The following is a 19040-nucleotide window of genomic DNA, read 5'->3' on the forward strand; positions in this document are numbered from 1 at the left end:
AGGGCCTGATCGGGCACGACCCCTGCATCAAATTCAGCCACAGGCCAATGAGTTAAAAAACTGCCGAACCAGCGCGTCTACCGTCTGTCAGACCGACTAGGCTCTAGCAACTCCTTCAATCTCGCCCGAGGTCGCACCGATGTCTCAGGAACCGCTTGCACGAGAAGCAGAGGTAGCCGCATTCCGCGATGCTGTCTTGACCAAACTCACCTACGCGGTGGGCAAGGACCCGGATCACGCCTTCGACCATGACTGGTTCGAAGCCATTGCCCTGGCCGCCCGCGACCAGATGGTCGACCACTGGATGGACCACACGCGGCGTATTTATCGCAAAGGCCAGAAGCGCGTTTATTACCTGTCCCTGGAATTTCTCATCGGCCGTCTGCTCTACGACAGCCTGAGCAACCTGGGTGTGCTGGAGATCGCTCGCGAAGCGCTGTCGGAGCTGGGCGTGGATCTGGAGCGCATCCGCCTGCTGGAGCCCGACGCGGCGCTTGGCAACGGTGGCCTGGGCCGTCTGGCGGCGTGCTTTATGGAAAGCATGTCGACGCTAGGCGTTGCCGGCCACGGTTACGGCATTCGTTATGAACACGGCTTGTTCCGCCAAGCGATTGTCGACGGTTGGCAGCAGGAACAGACCGAGCGCTGGCTGGATTTCGGTAACCCTTGGGAATTCGAACGCGCCGAGGTGATTTACCCGATTGGCTTTGGCGGCAGCGTCGAAACCGTCGCGGACGCCTCCGGCAAGATGATCCAGGTGTGGTCGCCCAACGAAACCGTGCGCGCCGTGGCCTATGACACGCCGGTCGTCGGCTGGCGCGGCGCCAGCGTCAACACCCTGCGCCTTTGGCGTGCGCGCGCCGTAGAAGACCTGCACCTGGAGCGCTTCAACGCCGGTGACCATTTGGGCGCCGTCGCCGAAGTGGCCCGCGCCGAAAGCATCTCCCGAGTGCTTTACCCGGCCGACAGCACCGAAGCAGGGCAAGAACTGCGCCTGCGCCAAGAGTACTTCTTCGTCTCCGCGTCGCTGCAGGATTTGCTGCGCCGCCACAAGAACATGCACGGGTCGGTATTGAGCCTGGGCGAACACGCCGCCATCCAGCTCAACGACACCCACCCGTCCATCGCCGTGGCTGAGTTGATGCGCCAGTTGGTCGACCTGCATGACATTCCCTGGGAAGCCGCCTGGGATGTCACCGTCGAGACCCTTTCGTACACCAACCACACCCTGCTGCCCGAGGCGCTGGAAACCTGGCCTGTCGGTTTGATGGAGCGTATGCTGCCGCGGCACATGCAGATCATCTACCTGATCAACGCCCAGCACATTGATTCGCTGCGTGCCAAAGGCATCCACGATTTTGATGTGTTGCGCGCGGTGTCGCTGATCGAAGAAGACAACGGTCGCCGCGTGCGCATGGGCAACCTGGCGTTCCTGGGTTCCCATAGCGTCAACGGCGTGTCCGGTTTGCATACCCAGCTGATGCGCAGCACGGTGTTCTCCGAACTGCACAAGCTCTACCCCGAGCGCATTAACAACAAAACCAACGGCATTACCTTCCGACGCTGGCTGTACCAGGCCAACCCCAAACTGACCGATATGCTGGTGGAGGCGCTGGGCCCGGACATTCTCGATCAGCCCGAACAGCGCCTGATCGAGTTGGAACCCTTTGCCGAGAAACCGGCCTTTCGCAAAGCATTTGCTGAGCAGCGCCTGCACAGCAAGCGCGCCCTGGCACAGATCATCCATGAGCGCCTGGGCATTGCGATCAACCCCGCCGCGATGTTCGATGTGCAGGTCAAGCGTATTCACGAGTACAAGCGCCAACTGCTCAACCTGTTGCACACCGTGGCGCTGTACCAGGCGATCCGTGCCGAGCCGGGCATCGACTGGGTGCCTCGGGTCAAGATCTTTGCCGGCAAGGCGGCGGCCAGCTACCACCAGGCCAAGCTGATCATCAAGCTGACCAACGACATCGCCCGCACCGTCAACAACGACCCGACCGTGCGCGGTTTGCTCAAGGTGGTGTTCCTGCCCAACTACAACGTCAGCCTGGCGGAAAGCATCATTCCGGCAGCGGATTTGTCGGAGCAGATTTCCACCGCCGGCTTCGAAGCGTCGGGCACCAGCAACATGAAGTTCGGCCTCAACGGTGCGCTGACCATCGGCACCATGGACGGCGCCAATGTGGAGATGCACGAGCGGGTCGGCGCCGAGCACATGTTTATCTTCGGTCTCAGTGCCCAGCAGGTGGAAGCTCGCAAGCATGCCGGCGAGTTCAGCGCCGGGCCGGACATCGCCGCGTCCCATCGTTTGAACGACGTGCTGCAAGCCATCCGTGGCGGGGTGTTTTCGCCGGATGACCCGGGGCGTTATGTGGGCCTGATCGATGGGCTGATCGACTACGACCGCTTCCTGGTGTGTGCCGACTTTGACGCCTACTGGGACGCCCAGGCGCGGGTCGAAGCGCATTGGCACGACTCCAAGGCCTGGTGGCGTTCGGCAGTGCTCAACACGGCGCGCATGGGCTGGTTCAGCTCGGACCGCACCATCCGCGAATACGCCACCGAGATCTGGAAAGCCCTCGACTGACCCCTGATGCCACTGTAGGAGCGAGCTTGCTCGCGAAGAACGTCAACGATAACGCGTGCTTGCTGAATGAACGCGGCGCGTGTGAGTTTTTCGCGAGCAAGCTCGCTCCTACAGAGGGCTATTGCGTTGGGTCGTGAACTCTATTGGCGTTAAATCCTCTGATTAGAGGAAATCAGCCCCGACTCGCGCTAAACTGCGCGGGTTTTTAGCCCCCCATTCTCCGGAGCCGTCCATGTCCCGCGTTACCTTGAGTCGCTATTTGATCGAGCAGACCCGCAGCAACAACACGCCTGCCGATCTGCGCTTCCTTATCGAAGTGGTGGCGCGTGCTTGCAAGGAAATCAGCCACGCCGTTTCCAAAGGCGCACTGGGCGGTGTCCTGGGCAGCATGGGCACTGAAAACGTGCAGGGCGAAGTGCAGAAGAAGCTGGACGTGCTGTCCAACGAAATCCTGCTCGAAGCCAACGAATGGGGCGGCCACCTGGCTGGCATGGCGTCTGAAGAAATGGACAATGCCTATCAGATCCCAGGTAAATACCCGAAGGGCGCATACCTCTTGGTATTCGACCCACTGGACGGTTCGTCCAACATCGACATCAACGCACCGGTCGGCACCATCTTCTCGGTACTGCGTTGCCCCAACGAATACCTGAGCCAGAACGAAGCCCTGAACGAAAAGGCCTTCCTGCAGCCAGGCACTGAGCAAGTGGCTGCCGGCTACGCGATCTACGGCCCACAGACCATGCTGGTGCTGACCCTGGGTGATGGCGTCAAAGGCTTCACCCTGGACCGTGAAATGGGCAGCTTCGTACTCACCCATGAAGACATTTCGATTCCTGCTTCTACCCAGGAATTTGCCATCAACATGTCCAACCAGCGCCACTGGGAAGAACCGGTGAAGCGCTACGTCAACGAGCTGATGGAAGGCGAAGAAGGCCCGTTGAAGAAGAATTTCAACATGCGCTGGGTAGCCGCGATGGTTGCCGACGTGCACCGCATCCTGACCCGTGGTGGCCTGTTCATGTACCCACGTGACAGCCGCGAGCCGTCCAAGCCGGGCAAACTGCGCCTGATGTACGAAGCCAACCCGATGTCGTTCCTGGTTGAACAGGCAGGCGGTGCGTCTACCGACGGCCACCAGCGCATCCTCGACATCCAGCCAGAAGGCCTGCACCAGCGTGTGGCGGTGTTCCTGGGTTCGAAGGAAGAAGTTGAGCGCGTGACGGCCTATCACAAGTAGGAGCGAGCTTGCTCGCGAAAAGCTGACAGGCAACGCGGGCATCCAGACAGCCCGTGTCATCATTAACGTTCTTCGCGAGCAAGCTCGCTCCTACCCTGGGCCCCGAAACGTTTCAGCGTTTTCGGGGTTTTTTTGTTTTCGCTCGTCGGGAACCAGACACCCCTTTTCCCTTCTAAGCTTCTGGCAGATACCCCAGCTGCTTTGTCTCTCCAGGAGCTTTTCCATGTCTATACGCCGTCTCGCCCTGCTGGCTTTTTGCGTGCTCTTAGCCGCTTGCAGCAAGGTCACCCAAGAAAACTACCAAAAGCTCTCAGCCGGCATGGCCAAGGCCGAGGTGGAGTCGTTGCTGGGTAAGCCAACCGATTGTTCCGGCGCACTGGGCATGTCCAGCTGCACCTGGGGCGATAAAAGCAGCTTTATCAGCGTGCAGTACGCCGGTGACAAAGTTCTGATGTTTTCCGGGCAAGGCCTGAAGTAAACCGGGGCGCGAGCCTGCGGGAGAAGAAGAATGATGCGTTTTGTTTTGTTCCTTTGCGCCAGCCTGTTTTTGGCGGGCTGCGCCAGCCATTCTGGCGATGATCTGCAACCCAAGACGGCGAGCAACGTCAACCTCAAGCGTTACCAGGGCACCTGGTATGAGTTGGCCCGGTTGCCGATGTACTTTCAGCGCAACTGTGCGCAATCCGAAGCCCGCTATACCTTGCTGCCTGATGGTGACATGTCGGTGTTCAACCGCTGCCTGACGCCTGAGTGGAAGTGGCAAGAGGCCAAAGGCACGGCGACGCCGCAGGTGCCAGGCAAGACCGACAAGCTGTGGGTGGAATTCAATAACTGGTTTACGTCACTGTTGCCGGGCGTTGCCAAGGGTGACTACTGGGTGCTGTACGTCAGCGATGACTACAAGACCGCCATCGTCGGCAGCCCGAGCCGGCGCTATATGTGGATCCTGTCGCGCACGCCGACGGTGAGTGCCGATACCCGTGAAGACCTGTTGAGCAGGGCGCGACAGCAAGGCTATGACACCACGCGGCTGATCTGGCGTACCTCGGACAAGCAGATGGCAAAGTCCTCTCAGTAATGCTGAGTATCCTCAATCCAATGTGGGAGCTGGCTTGCCTGCGATAGCATCAACCCGGTGTAACTGATGCACCGAGTTGTCTGTATCGCAGGCAAGCCAGCTCCCACAGTTGTTATGGATTGGCCGTTAGTTCAGCAAGTCCTTCAGGACCTGGGTGAATGCCTGGCGGCTGTCTTCTTCGCCAGCATGATGCCCATCTCGCACCACCCACTTGCCATTGACCAGTACATCGCGCACTTGCCGATCACCGCCGGCAAATAGCCAGCGGTTGAGAATCCCATCCTCACTGGCCGTCGCCAGGTACGGATCGCTACCGTCCAGCACAATCCAATCCGCACGCTTACCCACTTGCAGTTGACCAATCGGCTGGCCCAGCGCTTGTGCGCCACCGTCCAGCGCAGCATCGAACAGCGTGCGACCCACCATCGGTTGATCACTGCGGTACAGCCGATTACGCCGCTGATCACGCAGGCGCTGGCCGTATTCCAGCCAACGCATTTCTTCCACCACGCTCAGTGATACATGGCTGTCGGAGCCGATACCCATGCGCCCACCTTGGGCGAGGAAGTCCACCGCCGGGAAAATCCCATCACCCAGGTTGGCTTCGGTGGTCAGGCACAAACCGGCAATCGCTCGGCTGTTGGCCATGCGGGTGACTTCATCGGCATCGGCGTGGGTGGCATGCACCAGGCACCAGCGCTCATCCACCTCGACATTGTCATACAGCCATTGCAACGGGCGCTTGCCACTCCAGGCCAGGCAGTCGTCGACTTCTTTTTGCTGTTCAGCGATGTGGATATGCACCGGGCAGGCCTTGTCACTGGCGGCCAGCACGGTGTGGATTTGTTCGGGGGTGACGGCGCGCAGGGAATGGAAGCACAGGCCCAGTTGCTGCGCTGGTTGTGCCGCCAGAATGGGCTGCAAGCGGGCTTGCAGGTCCAGGTAGTGTTCTGTGCTGTTGATAAACCGTCGCTGGCCTTCATTTGGCGCCTGGCCACCAAAGCCTGCGTGGGTGTAGAGCACCGGCAGCAAGGTCAGGCCGATCCCGCTGCTGGCGGCCGCCTGGCTGATCTGGCGGGACAGTTCCGTACGGTCGGCATAGGGCTGGCCGCTGAGATCGTGATGCACATAATGAAACTCGGCCACTGAGGTGTAGCCGGCCTTGAGCATTTCGATATACAGCTGGCGCGCGATGACCTGTAACTGCTCGGGGTTGATCTTGCCGACCATGCGGTACATCAAATCGCGCCAAGTCCAAAAGCTGTCATTGGGGTTGCCAGCCACTTCGGCCAAGCCCGCCATGGCGCGCTGGAAGGCATGGGAGTGCAGGTTCGGCATGCCCGCCAACACCGGGCCCCTGAGCCGTTCGGCCCCTTCTGCACTGGCATTGGGCTCAACCTTTGTCAGCAGGCCATCGGCGCTGACTTCAAGACGTACATCATTGGCCCATCCATTAGGCAGCAGTGCGCGTTCGGCAAAGAAAGCGGACATGATCAAGGCACCCCGGTCGTGTGTTTATTTGTATATACATATACAGACGTTTGCCTGCTCGGTAAACTCCGGCAATCTATGCATCTTTTTCCCCCGCAAGGATTCCCTGTGCCGACTCCGCCCGCCAACTCTTCGCTGGCTGCCCACATGGACGAAAGTCCGGCGCCCTTGTATGCCCGCGTCAAACAGATGATCAGCCAGCAGATCCTCAACGGCAACTGGCCCCCCCATTACCGCGTGCCGTCGGAAAGCGAGCTGGTCAGCCAGTTGGGCTTCAGCCGCATGACCATCAACCGCGCCCTGCGCGAGCTGACCGCTGAAGGTTTGCTGGTGCGCATGCAAGGCGTCGGTACGTTCGTGGCTGAGCCTAAAAGCCAATCGGCCCTGTTTGAAGTGCACAACATCGCCGATGAAATCGCCTCCCGCGGGCATCGGCACACCTGCCAGGTGATCACCCTGGGCGAAGAGGCCGCCGGCTCCGAGCGCGCCGTCGCCTTGGAAATGCGCGAAGGCGGGCGGGTGTTCCACTCGTTGATCGTGCATTACGAGAACGACATTCCCGTGCAAATCGAAGACCGTTTCGTCAACGCCCTGGTCGCGCCGCAATACCTGCAGCAGGACTTCACCCAGCAAACCCCGTATGCCTATTTGAACCAGGTCGCGCCGTTGACTGAGGGCGAGCATGTGGTTGAGGCGATCCTTGCCGATGCCGCCGAGTGCAAGTTGTTGCAGATCGAGCCGAGCGAGCCGTGCCTGTTGATTCGCCGACGCACCTGGTCGGGTCGCCAGCCGGTGACTGCGGCGCGGTTGATCCACCCCGGTTCCCGTCACAGCCTCGAAGGACGCTTCAGTAAATGAGTAAGATCAACGTCTGGCGTGCCGCCGACTACGTGCGCATGCCGTGGAAGAACGGCGGCGGCAGTACCGAAGAAATCAGTCGCGACGCCGGCACCGGCCTGGAGGGCTTTGGCTGGCGTTTGTCGATTGCCGATATCGCCGAGTCGGGTGGGTTTTCCAGCTTTGCCGGTTACCAGCGCGTGATCACGGTGATCAAAGGCGCGGGCATGGTGTTGACCGTAGACGGCGAGGAACAGCGCGGGTTGTTACCGTTGCAGCCGTTCGCGTTCCTGGGTGAAAGCCAGGTTTCGTGCCGCTTGATCACCGGGCCGATTCGCGACTTCAACCTGATCTACTCGCCACAGCGTTACCATGCACGCTTGCAGTGGGTGGATGGTGTGCAGCAGTTTTTCAGCTCCGCGCAGACGGTGCTGGTGTTCAGCGTGGCGGATGAAGTGAAGGTGCTGGGCGAGAAGCTCGGCCACCATGATTGCCTCCAAGTGGACGGTAACACGGGCCTGCTGGATATCTCTGTCACTGGCCGCTGCTGCATCATCGAACTGACCGCGCGCGGTTAAAAACTGTGGGAGCTGGCTTGCCTGCGATAGCGGTGTATCAGCCTAGGATGTGCTGACTGACACACCGCTATCGCAGGCAAGCCAGCTCCCACATTTGTTTGTGCGCTGTTCCCAAGACCGCGCACCAATTTGTTACCGAACGCCCCAGCGTGACGCAAAGCCACGCTGTCGTGACAAATCCTCTCTGCTGTAAAACGCCTCCGTAAGAAATTTCATCAAGCCGCCAAGCCTTGATTATCAAGGCGTGTGCGCACCTGCGGAAAAAATCCGCAGGGCTCATTTCAAAAGTTGGCCGCTCGATTGCATATGCTTGTACATACAAGTAAAGATGTGTGCGTAAGACCTCGCACCATCCATGTCCGCGCATCGTTCGCCGAGGAGTCCTAGCTGTGACCAAGCCTACAAAATACCGTGACGTCGAAATCCGCGCCGCCCGCGGTAACAAGCTCACCGCCAAAAGCTGGCTGACCGAAGCGCCGCTGCGCATGCTGATGAACAACCTCGACCCGCAAGTGGCCGAGAACCCCAAAGAACTGGTGGTGTACGGCGGTATCGGCCGCGCGGCGCGTAACTGGGAGTGCTACGACCAGATCGTCGAGAGCCTCACCAATCTGAACGACGACGAAACCTTGCTGGTGCAATCCGGTAAGCCGGTCGGCGTGTTCAAGACCCACAGCAACGCCCCGCGCGTGCTGATCGCCAACTCCAACCTGGTGCCGCACTGGGCCAGCTGGGAGCATTTCAACGAGCTGGATGCCAAGGGCCTGGCCATGTACGGCCAGATGACCGCCGGTAGTTGGATCTACATCGGCAGCCAAGGCATCGTTCAAGGCACCTACGAAACCTTCGTCGAAGCCGGCCGCCAGCACTACAACAGCGACTTGACCGGCCGTTGGGTGCTCACCGCCGGCCTCGGCGGCATGGGCGGCGCGCAGCCATTGGCCGCGACCCTGGCCGGCGCCTGCTCGCTGAATATCGAGTGCCAGCAAGTCAGCATCGACTTCCGCCTGAACAGCCGTTACGTCGACGAGCAGGCCACCGACCTCGACGACGCCCTGGCGCGCATCGCCAAGTACACCAAGGAAGGCAAGGCCATCTCCATTGCGCTGCTGGGCAACGCCGCAGAAATCCTGCCAGAACTGGTCAAGCGTGGCGTGCGTCCGGACATGGTCACTGACCAGACCAGCGCCCACGACCCACTCAACGGTTACCTGCCGGCCGGCTGGACCTGGGACGAATACCGCGCTCGCGCCAAGACCGAGCCGGCCGCCGTGATCAAGGCCGCCAAGCAGTCGATGGCCGTACACGTCAAAGCCATGCTGGAATTCCAGAAGCAAGGCATCCCGACCTTCGACTACGGCAACAACATCCGCCAGATGGCCCAGGAAGAAGGCGTGGAAAACGCGTTCGACTTCCCAGGTTTCGTACCGGCCTACATCCGCCCACTGTTCTGCCGTGGCATCGGCCCGTTCCGTTGGGCGGCGCTGTCCGGTGACCCGCAAGACATCTACAAGACCGACGCCAAAGTCAAAGAACTGATCCCCGACGACGCCCACCTGCACAACTGGCTGGACATGGCTCGCGAGCGCATCAGCTTCCAGGGCCTGCCGGCACGTATCTGCTGGGTCGGCCTGGGCCAGCGTGCCAAGTTGGGCCTGGCGTTCAACGAAATGGTGCGCAGCGGCGAGCTGTCCGCGCCGGTCGTGATCGGCCGTGACCACCTGGACTCCGGCTCGGTCGCCAGCCCGAACCGCGAAACCGAAGCCATGCAGGACGGCTCCGACGCTGTGTCCGACTGGCCATTGCTCAACGCCTTGCTCAACACCGCGAGCGGCGCCACCTGGGTCTCGCTGCACCACGGTGGTGGTGTGGGCATGGGCTTCTCCCAGCACTCAGGGATGGTGATTGTCTGCGACGGTACTGACGAAGCGGCCGAGCGGATTGCCCGCGTGCTGCACAACGACCCGGCGACCGGGGTGATGCGCCATGCCGATGCGGGTTATCAGATTGCTATCGACTGCGCCAAGGAGCATGGCCTGAACCTGCCGATGATCAAGTAACGGCTGACGTAGAACCTGTGGGAGCTGGCTTGCCTGCGATGCAGACGACGCGGTCTGACAGTAAGACCGAGGCGATGCTATCGCAGGCAAGCCAGCTCCCACAGAAGAGCAAGATGCATACAAAACAATCCATCAGAGGTTGAACAACATGGCTGCAAACGACACCACCCCGTTGATCGAGAAACGTTCGATCGACTACATCCCGGAAGCGGAAAGACATGGTCGTCTATTCAGTCAATTCACCCTGTGGATGGGTGCCAACCTGCAGATCACTGCGATTGTCACCGGGGCGTTGGCCGTGGTGCTGGGCGGTGATGTGTTCTGGTCGTTGATCGGCTTGCTCATCGGTCAACTGATCGGCGGTGGCGTCATGGCGCTGCATGCGGCGCAAGGGCCCAAGCTTGGCCTGCCGCAGATGATTTCCAGCCGGGTGCAGTTCGGCGTGTATGGCGCGGCCATTCCGATTGTGCTGGTGTGCTTGATGTACCTGGGTTTCACCGCCACCGGTACCGTGTTGTCGGGCCAGGCGCTGGGCCAGTTGTTCGGGGTCAGCGACAGCGTCGGCATCCTGATCTTCGCCAGTGTCATCGTGCTGGTCACGGTGCTGGGTTACCGGGTGATCCACTTCATCGGCCGGGTCGCCAGCCTGATTGGCGTGGTTGCCTTTGTGTACCTGTTCAGCCGCCTGATGAGCCAGACCGACGTTGGCGCGCTCCTGCAGATCCGCCACTTCAGCTGGAGCAGTTTCCTGCTGGCCGTGTCGCTGGCGGCCTCTTGGCAGATTGCGTTCGGCCCTTACGTGGCGGATTACTCGCGTTACCTGCCGAGCCACACGTCATCGGTTAAAACCTTTCTCGCTGCTGGCGCAGGTTCGGTCATCGGTGCTCAAGTGGCGATGGTCCTCGGCGTGTTTGCCGCGGCCATGTCCAACGGGCAGTTTGCCGGTCACGAGGTGGCGTACATCGTTGGCTTGAGCGGCACGGGGGCCACCGCTGCGTTGCTGTATTTCAGCATCGCGTTCGGCAAGGTCACCATCTCGACGCTCAATTCCTACGGCAGCTTCATGTGCATCGCCACTATCATCAGCGGCTTTCGTGGGCGTCTGGAGGTCACGCGTCTGCAGCGTCTGGTATTCGTGTTGATGATCGTCGGCACGGCCACGCTGATCGCGTTGCTCGGCCAGCATTCGTTCCTCGGTGCATTCAAGTCGTTCATCCTGTTCCTGTTGGCGTTCTTTACGCCCTGGAGCGCGATCAACCTGGTGGATTACTACTGCATCACCCGCGAACGTTATGACGTGCCGGCGCTGGCCGACCCGAACGGTCGTTACGGCCGCTGGAACCTGCTGGGCATCAGCGTCTATGTGTTCGGCGTACTGGTGCAGTTGCCGTTCATCTCCACCAAGTTCTACACCGGCCCCTTGGTGGCCGCGCTGGGTGATGTGGATATCTCCTGGATCATCGGCCTGGTACTGCCGGCGGCCCTGTATTACGTGTGTGCGAAAAAATGGCATGGCACGGTACCCGATCACCTGATCCTGCCAAAAGAGCAGGGCGCTTCACCCATAACAAACGAGCTGGCTGCACAAGCCTGATGGGACGTGGACAGGGCAGGACGCCTACTGACTGCCGTAATCCATTTCATGATTGGGAGCGTCACAACAATGACTATGAATAAGACCTTGCTGGCTACTTTGTTCGCCGCTGGCGTGCTGGCAAGTGCCGGCGCCCAGGCGGCCGGCTGGTGTGAATCCGGCAAGCCGGTGAAATTCGCCGGCCTGAATTGGGAAAGCGGCATGTTGCTCACCGACATCCTGCAAACCGTGCTGGAAAAAGGCTACGACTGTAAAACCGACAGCCTGCCGGGCAACTCCATCACCATGGAAAACGCCCTGGGCAGTAACGACATCCAAGTGTTCGCCGAGGAGTGGGTAGGCCGCAGCGAGGTCTGGAACAAAGCCGAGAAGGCCGGCAAAGTCGTGGGCGTCGGGGCTCCGGTGGTCGGCGCGGTCGAAGGCTGGTACGTGCCGCGCTATGTGATCGAAGGCGACGCCAAGCGCAAGCTGGAAGCCAAGGCGCCGGACCTGAAAAACATCGCCGACCTGGCCAAGTACGCCTCGGTGTTCAAGGACCAGGAAGAGCCGTCCAAGGGCCGTTTCTACAACTGCCCGGCCGGCTGGACCTGCGAGCTGGACAACAGCGAAATGCTCAAGAGCTACGGCCTGGAAAGCACCTACACCAACTTCCGCCCGGGCACCGGCCCGGCGCTGGATGCGGCGGTGCTGTCGAGCTACAAGCGCGGCGAGCCGATACTGTTCTACTACTGGTCACCGACACCGCTGATGGGCCAGGTCGACCTGGTCAAGCTGGAAGAAAAGCCCGGCGTGGATAAAAGTGTGAGCATCAAAGTCGGCCTGTCCAAGACTTTCCACGAGCAAGCCCCGGAACTGGTGGCCGTGCTGGAAAAGGTCAACCTGCCCATCGACCTGCTGAACCAGAACCTGGGCCGCATGGCCAAGGAGCGGATCGAGTCGCCGAAACTGGCGAAAATATTCCTCAAGGAACATCCTGAAGTCTGGCACGCCTGGGTGAGCGAAGACGCAGCCAAGAAAATCGACGCGGCCTTGTAGGTCAAGGGTGCACGGCTACCCTCAAGGGTGGCCGGGCGGCTGGCCACAACCCACTGGATCGAGAGCACGATATGTTTCCTGAGAGTTTTACCTTTTCCATCGCCGACTGGGTCAACGGTTGGGTGGACGCACTGGTCACCAACTACGGCGATGTGTTCCGGCACATCTCCGACACGCTGCTGTGGGCCATCGTCAACCTGGAAGGCCTGCTGCGCGCGGCGCCCTGGTGGCTGATGCTGGCCATCGTCGGCGGTATTGCCTGGCACGCCACCCGCAAGGTGGTGACCACCGCGGTAATTGTCGGCTTGCTGTTCCTGGTGGGCGCGGTTGGCCTGTGGGACAAACTGATGCAAACCCTGGCATTGATGATGGTGGCCACGGTGATCTCGGTGTTGATCGGCATCCCCTTGGGCATCCTGTCGGCGCGCAGTAATCGCCTGCGTTCGGTGCTGATGCCGTTGCTGGACATCATGCAAACCATGCCCAGCTTCGTGTACCTGATCCCGGTGCTGATGCTGTTCGGCCTGGGCAAGGTCCCGGCGATTTTCGCCACGGTGATCTACGCCGCGCCGCCGCTGATCCGCCTCACAGACCTGGGCATTCGCCAGGTCGATGGCGAAGTCATGGAAGCTATCAACGCCTTCGGTGCCAACCGCTGGCAGCAACTGTTCGGCGTGCAATTGCCGCTGGCGCTGCCAAGCATCATGGCCGGTATCAACCAGACCACCATGATGGCGCTGTCGATGGTGGTGATCGCCTCGATGATCGGTGCCCGTGGCTTGGGTGAAGACGTGCTCGTCGGCATCCAGACCCTCAACGTCGGCCGTGGCCTTGAAGCCGGGCTGGCGATCGTGATTCTTGCAGTGGTCATCGACCGCATTACCCAGGCTTATGGCCGCCCACGGCATGAGGCGAGCAAATGACGACTGTCAGCAAAATCGAAGTCAAAAACGTCTTCAAGATTTTCGGCGCGCGGGCCCAGGATGCGCTGGCCATGGTCGGCCAGGGCAAGACCAAGGACCAGGTACTGGCCGAGACCGGTTGCGTGGTCGGTGTGAATGACCTGTCCCTGAGCATCGGCACCGGTGAGATCTTTGTGATCATGGGCTTGTCGGGTTCGGGCAAATCCACCCTGGTGCGCCACTTCAACCGGCTGATCGACCCCACCAGCGGCGCGATCCTGGTGGACGGCGAAGACATCCTGCAACTGGACATGGAAGCCCTGCGCCAATTCCGTCGGCACAAGATCAGCATGGTGTTCCAGAGCTTCGGCCTGCTGCCGCACAAGAGCGTGCTCGACAATGTCGCCTACGGCCTCAAAGTACGTGGCGAGACCAAGCAGGTCTGCGCCGAACGTGCGTTGCACTGGATCGAAACCGTGGGCCTCAAGGGCTACGAAAACAAATACCCGCACCAGCTGTCCGGCGGCATGCGCCAGCGCGTGGGCCTGGCCCGCGCCTTGGCGGCCGACACCGACATCATCCTGATGGACGAAGCCTTCAGCGCCCTCGATCCGTTGATCCGCGCCGAGATGCAGGATCAATTGCTCGAGCTGCAAAAGACCCTGCACAAGACCATCGTATTCATCACCCACGACCTCGACGAGGCTGTGCGCATCGGTAACCGCATTGCGATCCTCAAGGACGGCAAGCTGATCCAGGTCGGCACCCCGCGAGAGATTCTGCACTCGCCGGCGGATGAGTATGTGGACCGCTTTGTTCAGCGGCGGGCGGCGGTGGTCTGATCCGGGCTGTGTGGTGAGGCTGCTGGCGCTTTCGCGAGCAAGCCCGCTCCCACAGGGGGAATGCATTCCAAATGTGGGAGCGGGCTCGCTCGCGAAGAGGCCGGCAATGCTGCCTAAGAATTGAAGAAGGTATAAAGATGTCCCAGGCAACCAAAATCATCATCGCCGACACCCCCATGCGCTGGCAGGACGTCACCGCCGTCGCCCGCCACGGCGCCATGCTCGAACTCTCCGGCCACGCCTGGGCGCGCATCGACAATGCCCAAGCCATCGTGCAGCGCATCGTCACCAGCGGTGAGCGCGCCTATGGCGTGAACACCGGCCTGGGCGCGCTGTGCAACGTCTCGCTCAAGACCGAGCAACTGAGCCAACTGTCGCGCAACACGCTGCTGAGCCACGCCTGCGGCGTCGGCCCGGTGCTCAGCGATGAGCAGACCCGCGCGATCATCTGCGCGGCGATCATCAACTACAGCCACGGCAAGTCCGGCCTGCATCCGCAGGTGGTGCACGCGCTGCTGGCGCTGCTCAACCATGGCATCACCCCGCAAGTGCCGTCCCAAGGCTCGGTGGGGTATCTGACCCACATGGCCCATATCGGCGTGGCCCTGCTGGGCGTCGGCAATGTGAGCTACCGCGGCCAGATCGTCACGGCGCAACACGCGTTGCACGCTGAAGGTTTGCAGCCCGTGGTACTCGGCGCCAAGGACGGCCTGTGCCTGGTCAACGGCACGCCGTGCATGACCGGCCTGAGCTGCCTGGCCCTGGCCGATGCGCATCACTTGCTGCAATGGGCCGACGTGATCGGTGCCATGAGTTTCGAAGCCCAGCGCGGCCAGATCGACGCCTTCGACGAAGCCATCATCGCCCTCAAGCCGCACCCGGGCATGCAGCATGTAGGTATCAACCTGCGTGCCCTGCTCGACGGCAGTGAGGTGATTGCCAGCAGTAAAGGTATTCGCACTCAGGACGCCTTGAGCATTCGCTCGATCCCGCAAATTCACGGCGCGGCCCGCGACCAGGTGGAGCACGCCACGCGCCAGATCGAGACCGAACTCAACAGCGCCACCGACAACCCGCTGGTGCTGGGCACACCGGACAATTACCGCGTGGTGTCCCAGGCCAACCCCCACGGGCAGTCCGTCGCGTTGGCGGCCGACATGCTCGCCATCGCCATGGCCGAGATCGGCTCGGTGGCCGAGCGCCGCCTGGACCGCCTGGTCAACCCGCATGTCAGCGGCCTGCCAGCCTTTCTGGTGAGCAACCCGGGCGTCAACTCCGGGATGATGATCGTGCAGTACGTCGCCGCGTCCTTGTGTGGGCAGAACCGCCAGTTGGCGCAACCTGCGGTGCTGGACAACTTCGTCACCTCGGGCCTGCAGGAGGACCACTTGAGCATGGGCACCAATGCCGCGCTCAAGCTGCACCAAGTGCTGGCCAACGTCACCCAGATTCTTGCCATCGAGTACCTGCTGGCGGCCCAGGCTTTCGAGTTTCTCAAGGACCAGCGCTTCGGCGCCGGTACCGACCGCGCCTGGCGGCTGCTGCGCGAAGTGGTTCCCGCCTATGAACAGGACCGCTGGCTGGCGCCGGATATTGCCGCCGCTGCCCAGTTGCTTAAAGACACTGCATTACCGAATTTGCACTGAACACCTAAGAACAATTCACAAGGAGAATGAATGTGACTGCGCTAAACCTGATTCCAGGCCAACTGAGCCTCGCCCAACTGCGTGCCATCTACCAGCAGCCAGTAACCCTCAGCCTGGATGACAGCGCCTCGGCCCAGATCGAAGCCAGCGTTGCCTGTGTGGAGCAGATTCTCGCCGAGAACCGCACCGCCTATGGCATCAACACCGGTTTTGGCCTGTTGGCATCGACCCGCATCGCCAGCGAAGACCTGGAAAATCTCCAGCGCTCCCTGGTGCTGTCCCATGCTGCCGGCGTCGGTGAGCCGATCAGCGATGCGCTGGTGCGACTGGTCATGGTGCTCAAGGTCAACAGCCTGAGCCGTGGCTTCTCCGGGATTCGTCGCCAGGTGATCGACGCGCTGATCGCATTGATCAACGCCGAGGTGTACCCGCACATTCCACTTAAAGGTTCGGTCGGCGCCTCCGGTGACCTGGCGCCGTTGGCACACATGTCCTTGGTACTGCTTGGCGAAGGCAAAGCGCGTCACAAGGGCGAATGGCTGGAAGCCACCGAGGCACTGAAAGTCGCCGGCCTCACGCCGCTGACCCTGGCCGCCAAAGAAGGCCTGGCCCTGCTCAATGGCACCCAGGTGTCCACGGCCTATGCCCTGCGTGGCCTGTTCGAAGGCGAAGACCTGTTCGCCGGCGCCCTCGCGTGCGGCGGCCTCACTGTGGAAGCGGTACTGGGTTCGCGCTCGCCGTTCGATGCGCGTATTCATGCGGCGCGTGGCCAGCGCGGCCAGATCGACTCGGCAGCGGCCTATCGCGACCTGCTCGGTGAGAGCAGCCAGGTGTCCCAATCGCACCAGAACTGCGACAAGGTGCAAGACCCGTATTCCCTGCGTTGCCAGCCGCAGGTCATGGGCGCCTGCCTGACCCAATTGCGCCAGGCCGCCGAGGTGCTGGTGGTAGAAGCCAACGCGGTGTCGGATAACCCGCTGGTCTTTGCTGCCGAGGGCGATGTGATTTCCGGTGGCAACTTCCACGCCGAACCCGTGGCCATGGCTGCCGACAATATGGCGCTGGCCATTGCCGAAATCGGCTCCCTGAGCGAGCGCCGGATCTCGTTGATGATGGACAAGCACATGTCGCAACTGCCGCCGTTTCTGGTGGGCAATGGCGGGGTGAACTCGGGCTTCATGATTGCCCAGGTGACTGCCGCCGCGCTCGCCAGCGAGAACAAGGCGCTGGCCCATCCCCATAGCGTCGACAGCTTGCCGACCTCGGCCAACCAGGAAGACCACGTGTCCATGGCCCCGGCTGCGGGCAAGCGTTTGTGGGAAATGGCCGAGAACACCCGGGGCATCCTCGCGGTGGAATGGCTCGCGGCGTGCCAGGGCCTGGACCTGCGCGACGGCCTGAAGACCTCGCCCAAGCTGGAAAAAGCCCGTGGCATCCTGCGCGGCAAAGTGGCGTTCTATGACAAGGACCGTTTCTTCGCCCCGGACATCAACGCCGCCAGCGAACTGCTCGCCAGCCGCTGCCTGAATGAGCTGGTGCCGGCCAAGTTGCTGCCAAGCCTCTAAGAGCGACATTGACCAATGTGGGAGCTGGCTTGCCTGCGATAGCGGTGGGTCAGCAACCCATCTGTTGACTGATACACCGCTATCGCAGGCAAGCCAGCTCCCACAGTTTGAATGTTTGCAGCTTTGAATTTTCTCGGGATAAGAATAATTAGGGAAGAGAAATGCACCAGTCAGAAAAAGGTTTGAAACGCGGGCTCAACGCCCGACATATTCGCTTCATGGCCCTGGGTTCCGCGATCGGCACCGGGCTGTTCTATGGCTCGGCCTCCGCCATCCAGATGGCCGGCCCCGCCGTGCTGCTGGCCTACCTGATCGGCGGTGCCGCCGTCTTCATGGTGATGCGCGCCCTCGGCGAGATGGCCGTGCACAACCCGGTGTCCGGCTCCTTCGGCCACTACGCCAGCACCTACCTGGGGCCGATGGCCGGGTTTATCCTCGGCTGGACCTACGCCTTTGAAATGATCATCGTCTGCCTCGCGGACGTCACCGCGTTCGGCATCTACATGGGCTTCTGGTTTCCCGAAGTGGCCCGTTGGGTCTGGGTGCTGGGCATCGTGTTTTTGATCGGCGGCCTGAACCTGTGCAACGTCAAAGTCTTTGGCGAGATGGAGTTCTGGCTGTCGCTGCTCAAGGTCGGCGCGATTGTGGCGATGATCCTCGGCGGCTTCGGCATCATGTTGTTCGGCATTCACTCGGCAGGCGAAACCCAGGCCAGCGGTCTGAGCAACCTGTGGGCCCACGGTGGCTTCATGCCTAACGGCATCGGCGGGTTGATTGCCTCGTTTGCGGTGGTGATGTTCGCCTTTGGCGGCATCGAAATCATCGGCATCACCGCCGGTGAAGCCAAGGACCCGCAGCGCGTGATCCCCAAGGCGATCAACGCGGTGCCGCTGCGTATCCTGCTGTTCTACGTGCTTACCCTGTTCGTGTTGATGGCGATCTACCCGTGGCCGCAGATCGGCAGCCAGGGCAGCCCGTTCGTGCAGATCTTCAGCAACCTGGGGATTGGCTCGGCGGCGACTATCCTTAACATCGTGGTGATCTCGGCGGCGGTGTCGGCGATCAACAGCGACATCTTCGGCGCCGGGCGCATGATGTACGGCCTGGCTCAACAAGGGCAGGCGCCCAAGGGCTTCGCGCAATTGTCCAAACAAGGCGTGCCATGGATGACCGTGGTGGTCATGGGCGCCGCCTTGCTCGGCGGTGTGGTACTCAACTACCTGATCCCGGAAAACGTGTTCCTGCTGATCGCCTCGATTGCTACCTTCGCCACCGTGTGGGTATGGCTGATGATCCTGTTTACCCAGGTCGCCATGCGCCGCTCCATGACCAAGGCGCAGATCGCCGAACTGAAATTCCCGGTGCCGTTCTGGCCCTATGCGCCGGCAGCGGCCATTGTGTTCATGCTGTTTGTGTTTGGTGTACTCGGTTACTTTCCGGACACCCAGGCGGCGTTGATGGTGGGCGCCGTGTGGATCGTGCTGCTGATCATCGCCTACTGGCTGTGGGTCAAGCCTGCCGCCGGGCAAACGGCCAAGGTCGATTACGACCCGGTTTTGTCTCATCGATAACTTAGGGAGGC

Annotated in this window: 15 protein-coding genes; 14 read left to right on the top strand and 1 reads right to left on the bottom strand. The window is 61.2% G+C overall.

The genetic code is table 11. The features are described 5' to 3' along the window. The first annotated feature begins 139 nt into the window (after window positions 1-139). From N2A98_RS01850 to N2A98_RS01865, 4 genes are all read left to right on the top strand, one after another. Window positions 140-2590, top strand: coding sequence for a glycogen/starch/alpha-glucan phosphorylase (locus tag N2A98_RS01850; protein WP_044270658.1), 2451 nt, complete (start codon window positions 140-142; stop codon window positions 2588-2590). A 232-nt stretch (window positions 2591-2822) separates the two neighbouring features. Then, window positions 2823-3830, top strand: a complete 1008-nt coding sequence (locus N2A98_RS01855) for a class 1 fructose-bisphosphatase (protein ID WP_032894007.1) — start codon at window positions 2823-2825, stop codon at window positions 3828-3830. Between the two features lie 223 nt (window positions 3831-4053). Further along, window positions 4054-4308: a lipoprotein gene (locus tag N2A98_RS01860; RefSeq protein ID WP_044270662.1), complete on the top strand. Its 255-nt coding sequence runs from the start codon at window positions 4054-4056 to the stop codon at window positions 4306-4308. Window positions 4309-4338: 30 nt separating this feature from the next. After that, the gene (locus N2A98_RS01865; protein WP_014716529.1) at window positions 4339-4908 is read left to right on the top strand and encodes a lipocalin family protein; all 570 of its coding nucleotides are present in this window, start codon (window positions 4339-4341) and stop codon (window positions 4906-4908) included. A 126-nt stretch (window positions 4909-5034) separates the two neighbouring features. Here the strand turns inward: N2A98_RS01865 and N2A98_RS01870 are convergent, their stop codons facing one another. After that, a complete protein-coding gene (locus N2A98_RS01870; protein WP_275622954.1) occupies window positions 5035-6399 on the bottom strand; it encodes a formimidoylglutamate deiminase in 1365 nt (454 codons plus the stop codon). 78 nt (window positions 6400-6477) lie between these two features. On the opposite strand from N2A98_RS01870, the gene hutC reads away from it, so the two are divergent. The 10 genes from hutC (at window position 6478) to N2A98_RS01920 (ending at window position 19029) form a co-directional block, all read left to right on the top strand. Then, a complete protein-coding gene (gene hutC / locus N2A98_RS01875; RefSeq protein ID WP_153474487.1) occupies window positions 6478-7257 on the top strand; it encodes a histidine utilization repressor in 780 nt (259 codons plus the stop codon). Continuing rightward, a complete protein-coding gene (locus tag N2A98_RS01880) occupies window positions 7254-7814 on the top strand; it encodes a HutD family protein (protein ID WP_044270667.1) in 561 nt (186 codons plus the stop codon). The genes hutC and N2A98_RS01880 overlap by 4 nt, the downstream gene beginning before the upstream one ends. Before the next feature lie 389 nt (window positions 7815-8203). Beyond that, window positions 8204-9874 carry a urocanate hydratase gene (gene hutU, locus N2A98_RS01885; RefSeq protein ID WP_275622955.1) on the top strand — a complete coding sequence of 557 codons (1671 nt, stop codon included), beginning with the start codon at window positions 8204-8206 and terminating at the stop codon, window positions 9872-9874. A gap of 148 nt (window positions 9875-10022) precedes the next feature. Beyond that, window positions 10023-11468, top strand: coding sequence for a cytosine permease (locus N2A98_RS01890; protein ID WP_034125547.1), 1446 nt, complete (start codon window positions 10023-10025; stop codon window positions 11466-11468). 69 nt (window positions 11469-11537) lie between these two features. Beyond that, window positions 11538-12503 (top strand): ABC transporter substrate-binding protein, encoded by a 966-nt coding sequence (locus N2A98_RS01895; protein ID WP_047712379.1) that lies wholly within the window; start codon window positions 11538-11540, stop codon window positions 12501-12503. A 71-nt stretch (window positions 12504-12574) separates the two neighbouring features. Then, complete coding sequence (locus tag N2A98_RS01900; RefSeq protein ID WP_003187838.1) at window positions 12575-13426, top strand: proline/glycine betaine ABC transporter permease; 852 nt, start codon at window positions 12575-12577, stop codon at window positions 13424-13426. Continuing rightward, window positions 13423-14247 (top strand): glycine betaine/L-proline ABC transporter ATP-binding protein, encoded by an 825-nt coding sequence (locus tag N2A98_RS01905; protein WP_003187840.1) that lies wholly within the window; start codon window positions 13423-13425, stop codon window positions 14245-14247. Before N2A98_RS01900 ends, N2A98_RS01905 begins: the two co-directional genes overlap by 4 nt. 137 nt (window positions 14248-14384) lie before the next feature. Continuing rightward, window positions 14385-15893: a histidine ammonia-lyase gene (hutH, locus tag N2A98_RS01910; protein ID WP_275622956.1), complete on the top strand. Its 1509-nt coding sequence runs from the start codon at window positions 14385-14387 to the stop codon at window positions 15891-15893. A gap of 26 nt (window positions 15894-15919) precedes the next feature. Beyond that, entirely contained in the window at window positions 15920-17458 is a 1539-nt protein-coding gene (gene hutH / locus N2A98_RS01915) for a histidine ammonia-lyase (RefSeq protein ID WP_102047763.1), read from the top strand. A 161-nt stretch (window positions 17459-17619) separates the two neighbouring features. After that, the gene (locus N2A98_RS01920; RefSeq protein WP_275622957.1) at window positions 17620-19029 is read left to right on the top strand and encodes an amino acid permease; all 1410 of its coding nucleotides are present in this window, start codon (window positions 17620-17622) and stop codon (window positions 19027-19029) included. Window positions 19030-19040: the final 11 nt, after the last annotated feature.

Origin of the sequence: Pseudomonas sp. FJ2-5-13, from assembly GCF_029201605.1 — a bacterium.
GTDB classification, from domain to species: domain Bacteria; phylum Pseudomonadota; class Gammaproteobacteria; order Pseudomonadales; family Pseudomonadaceae; genus Aquipseudomonas; species Aquipseudomonas lactis.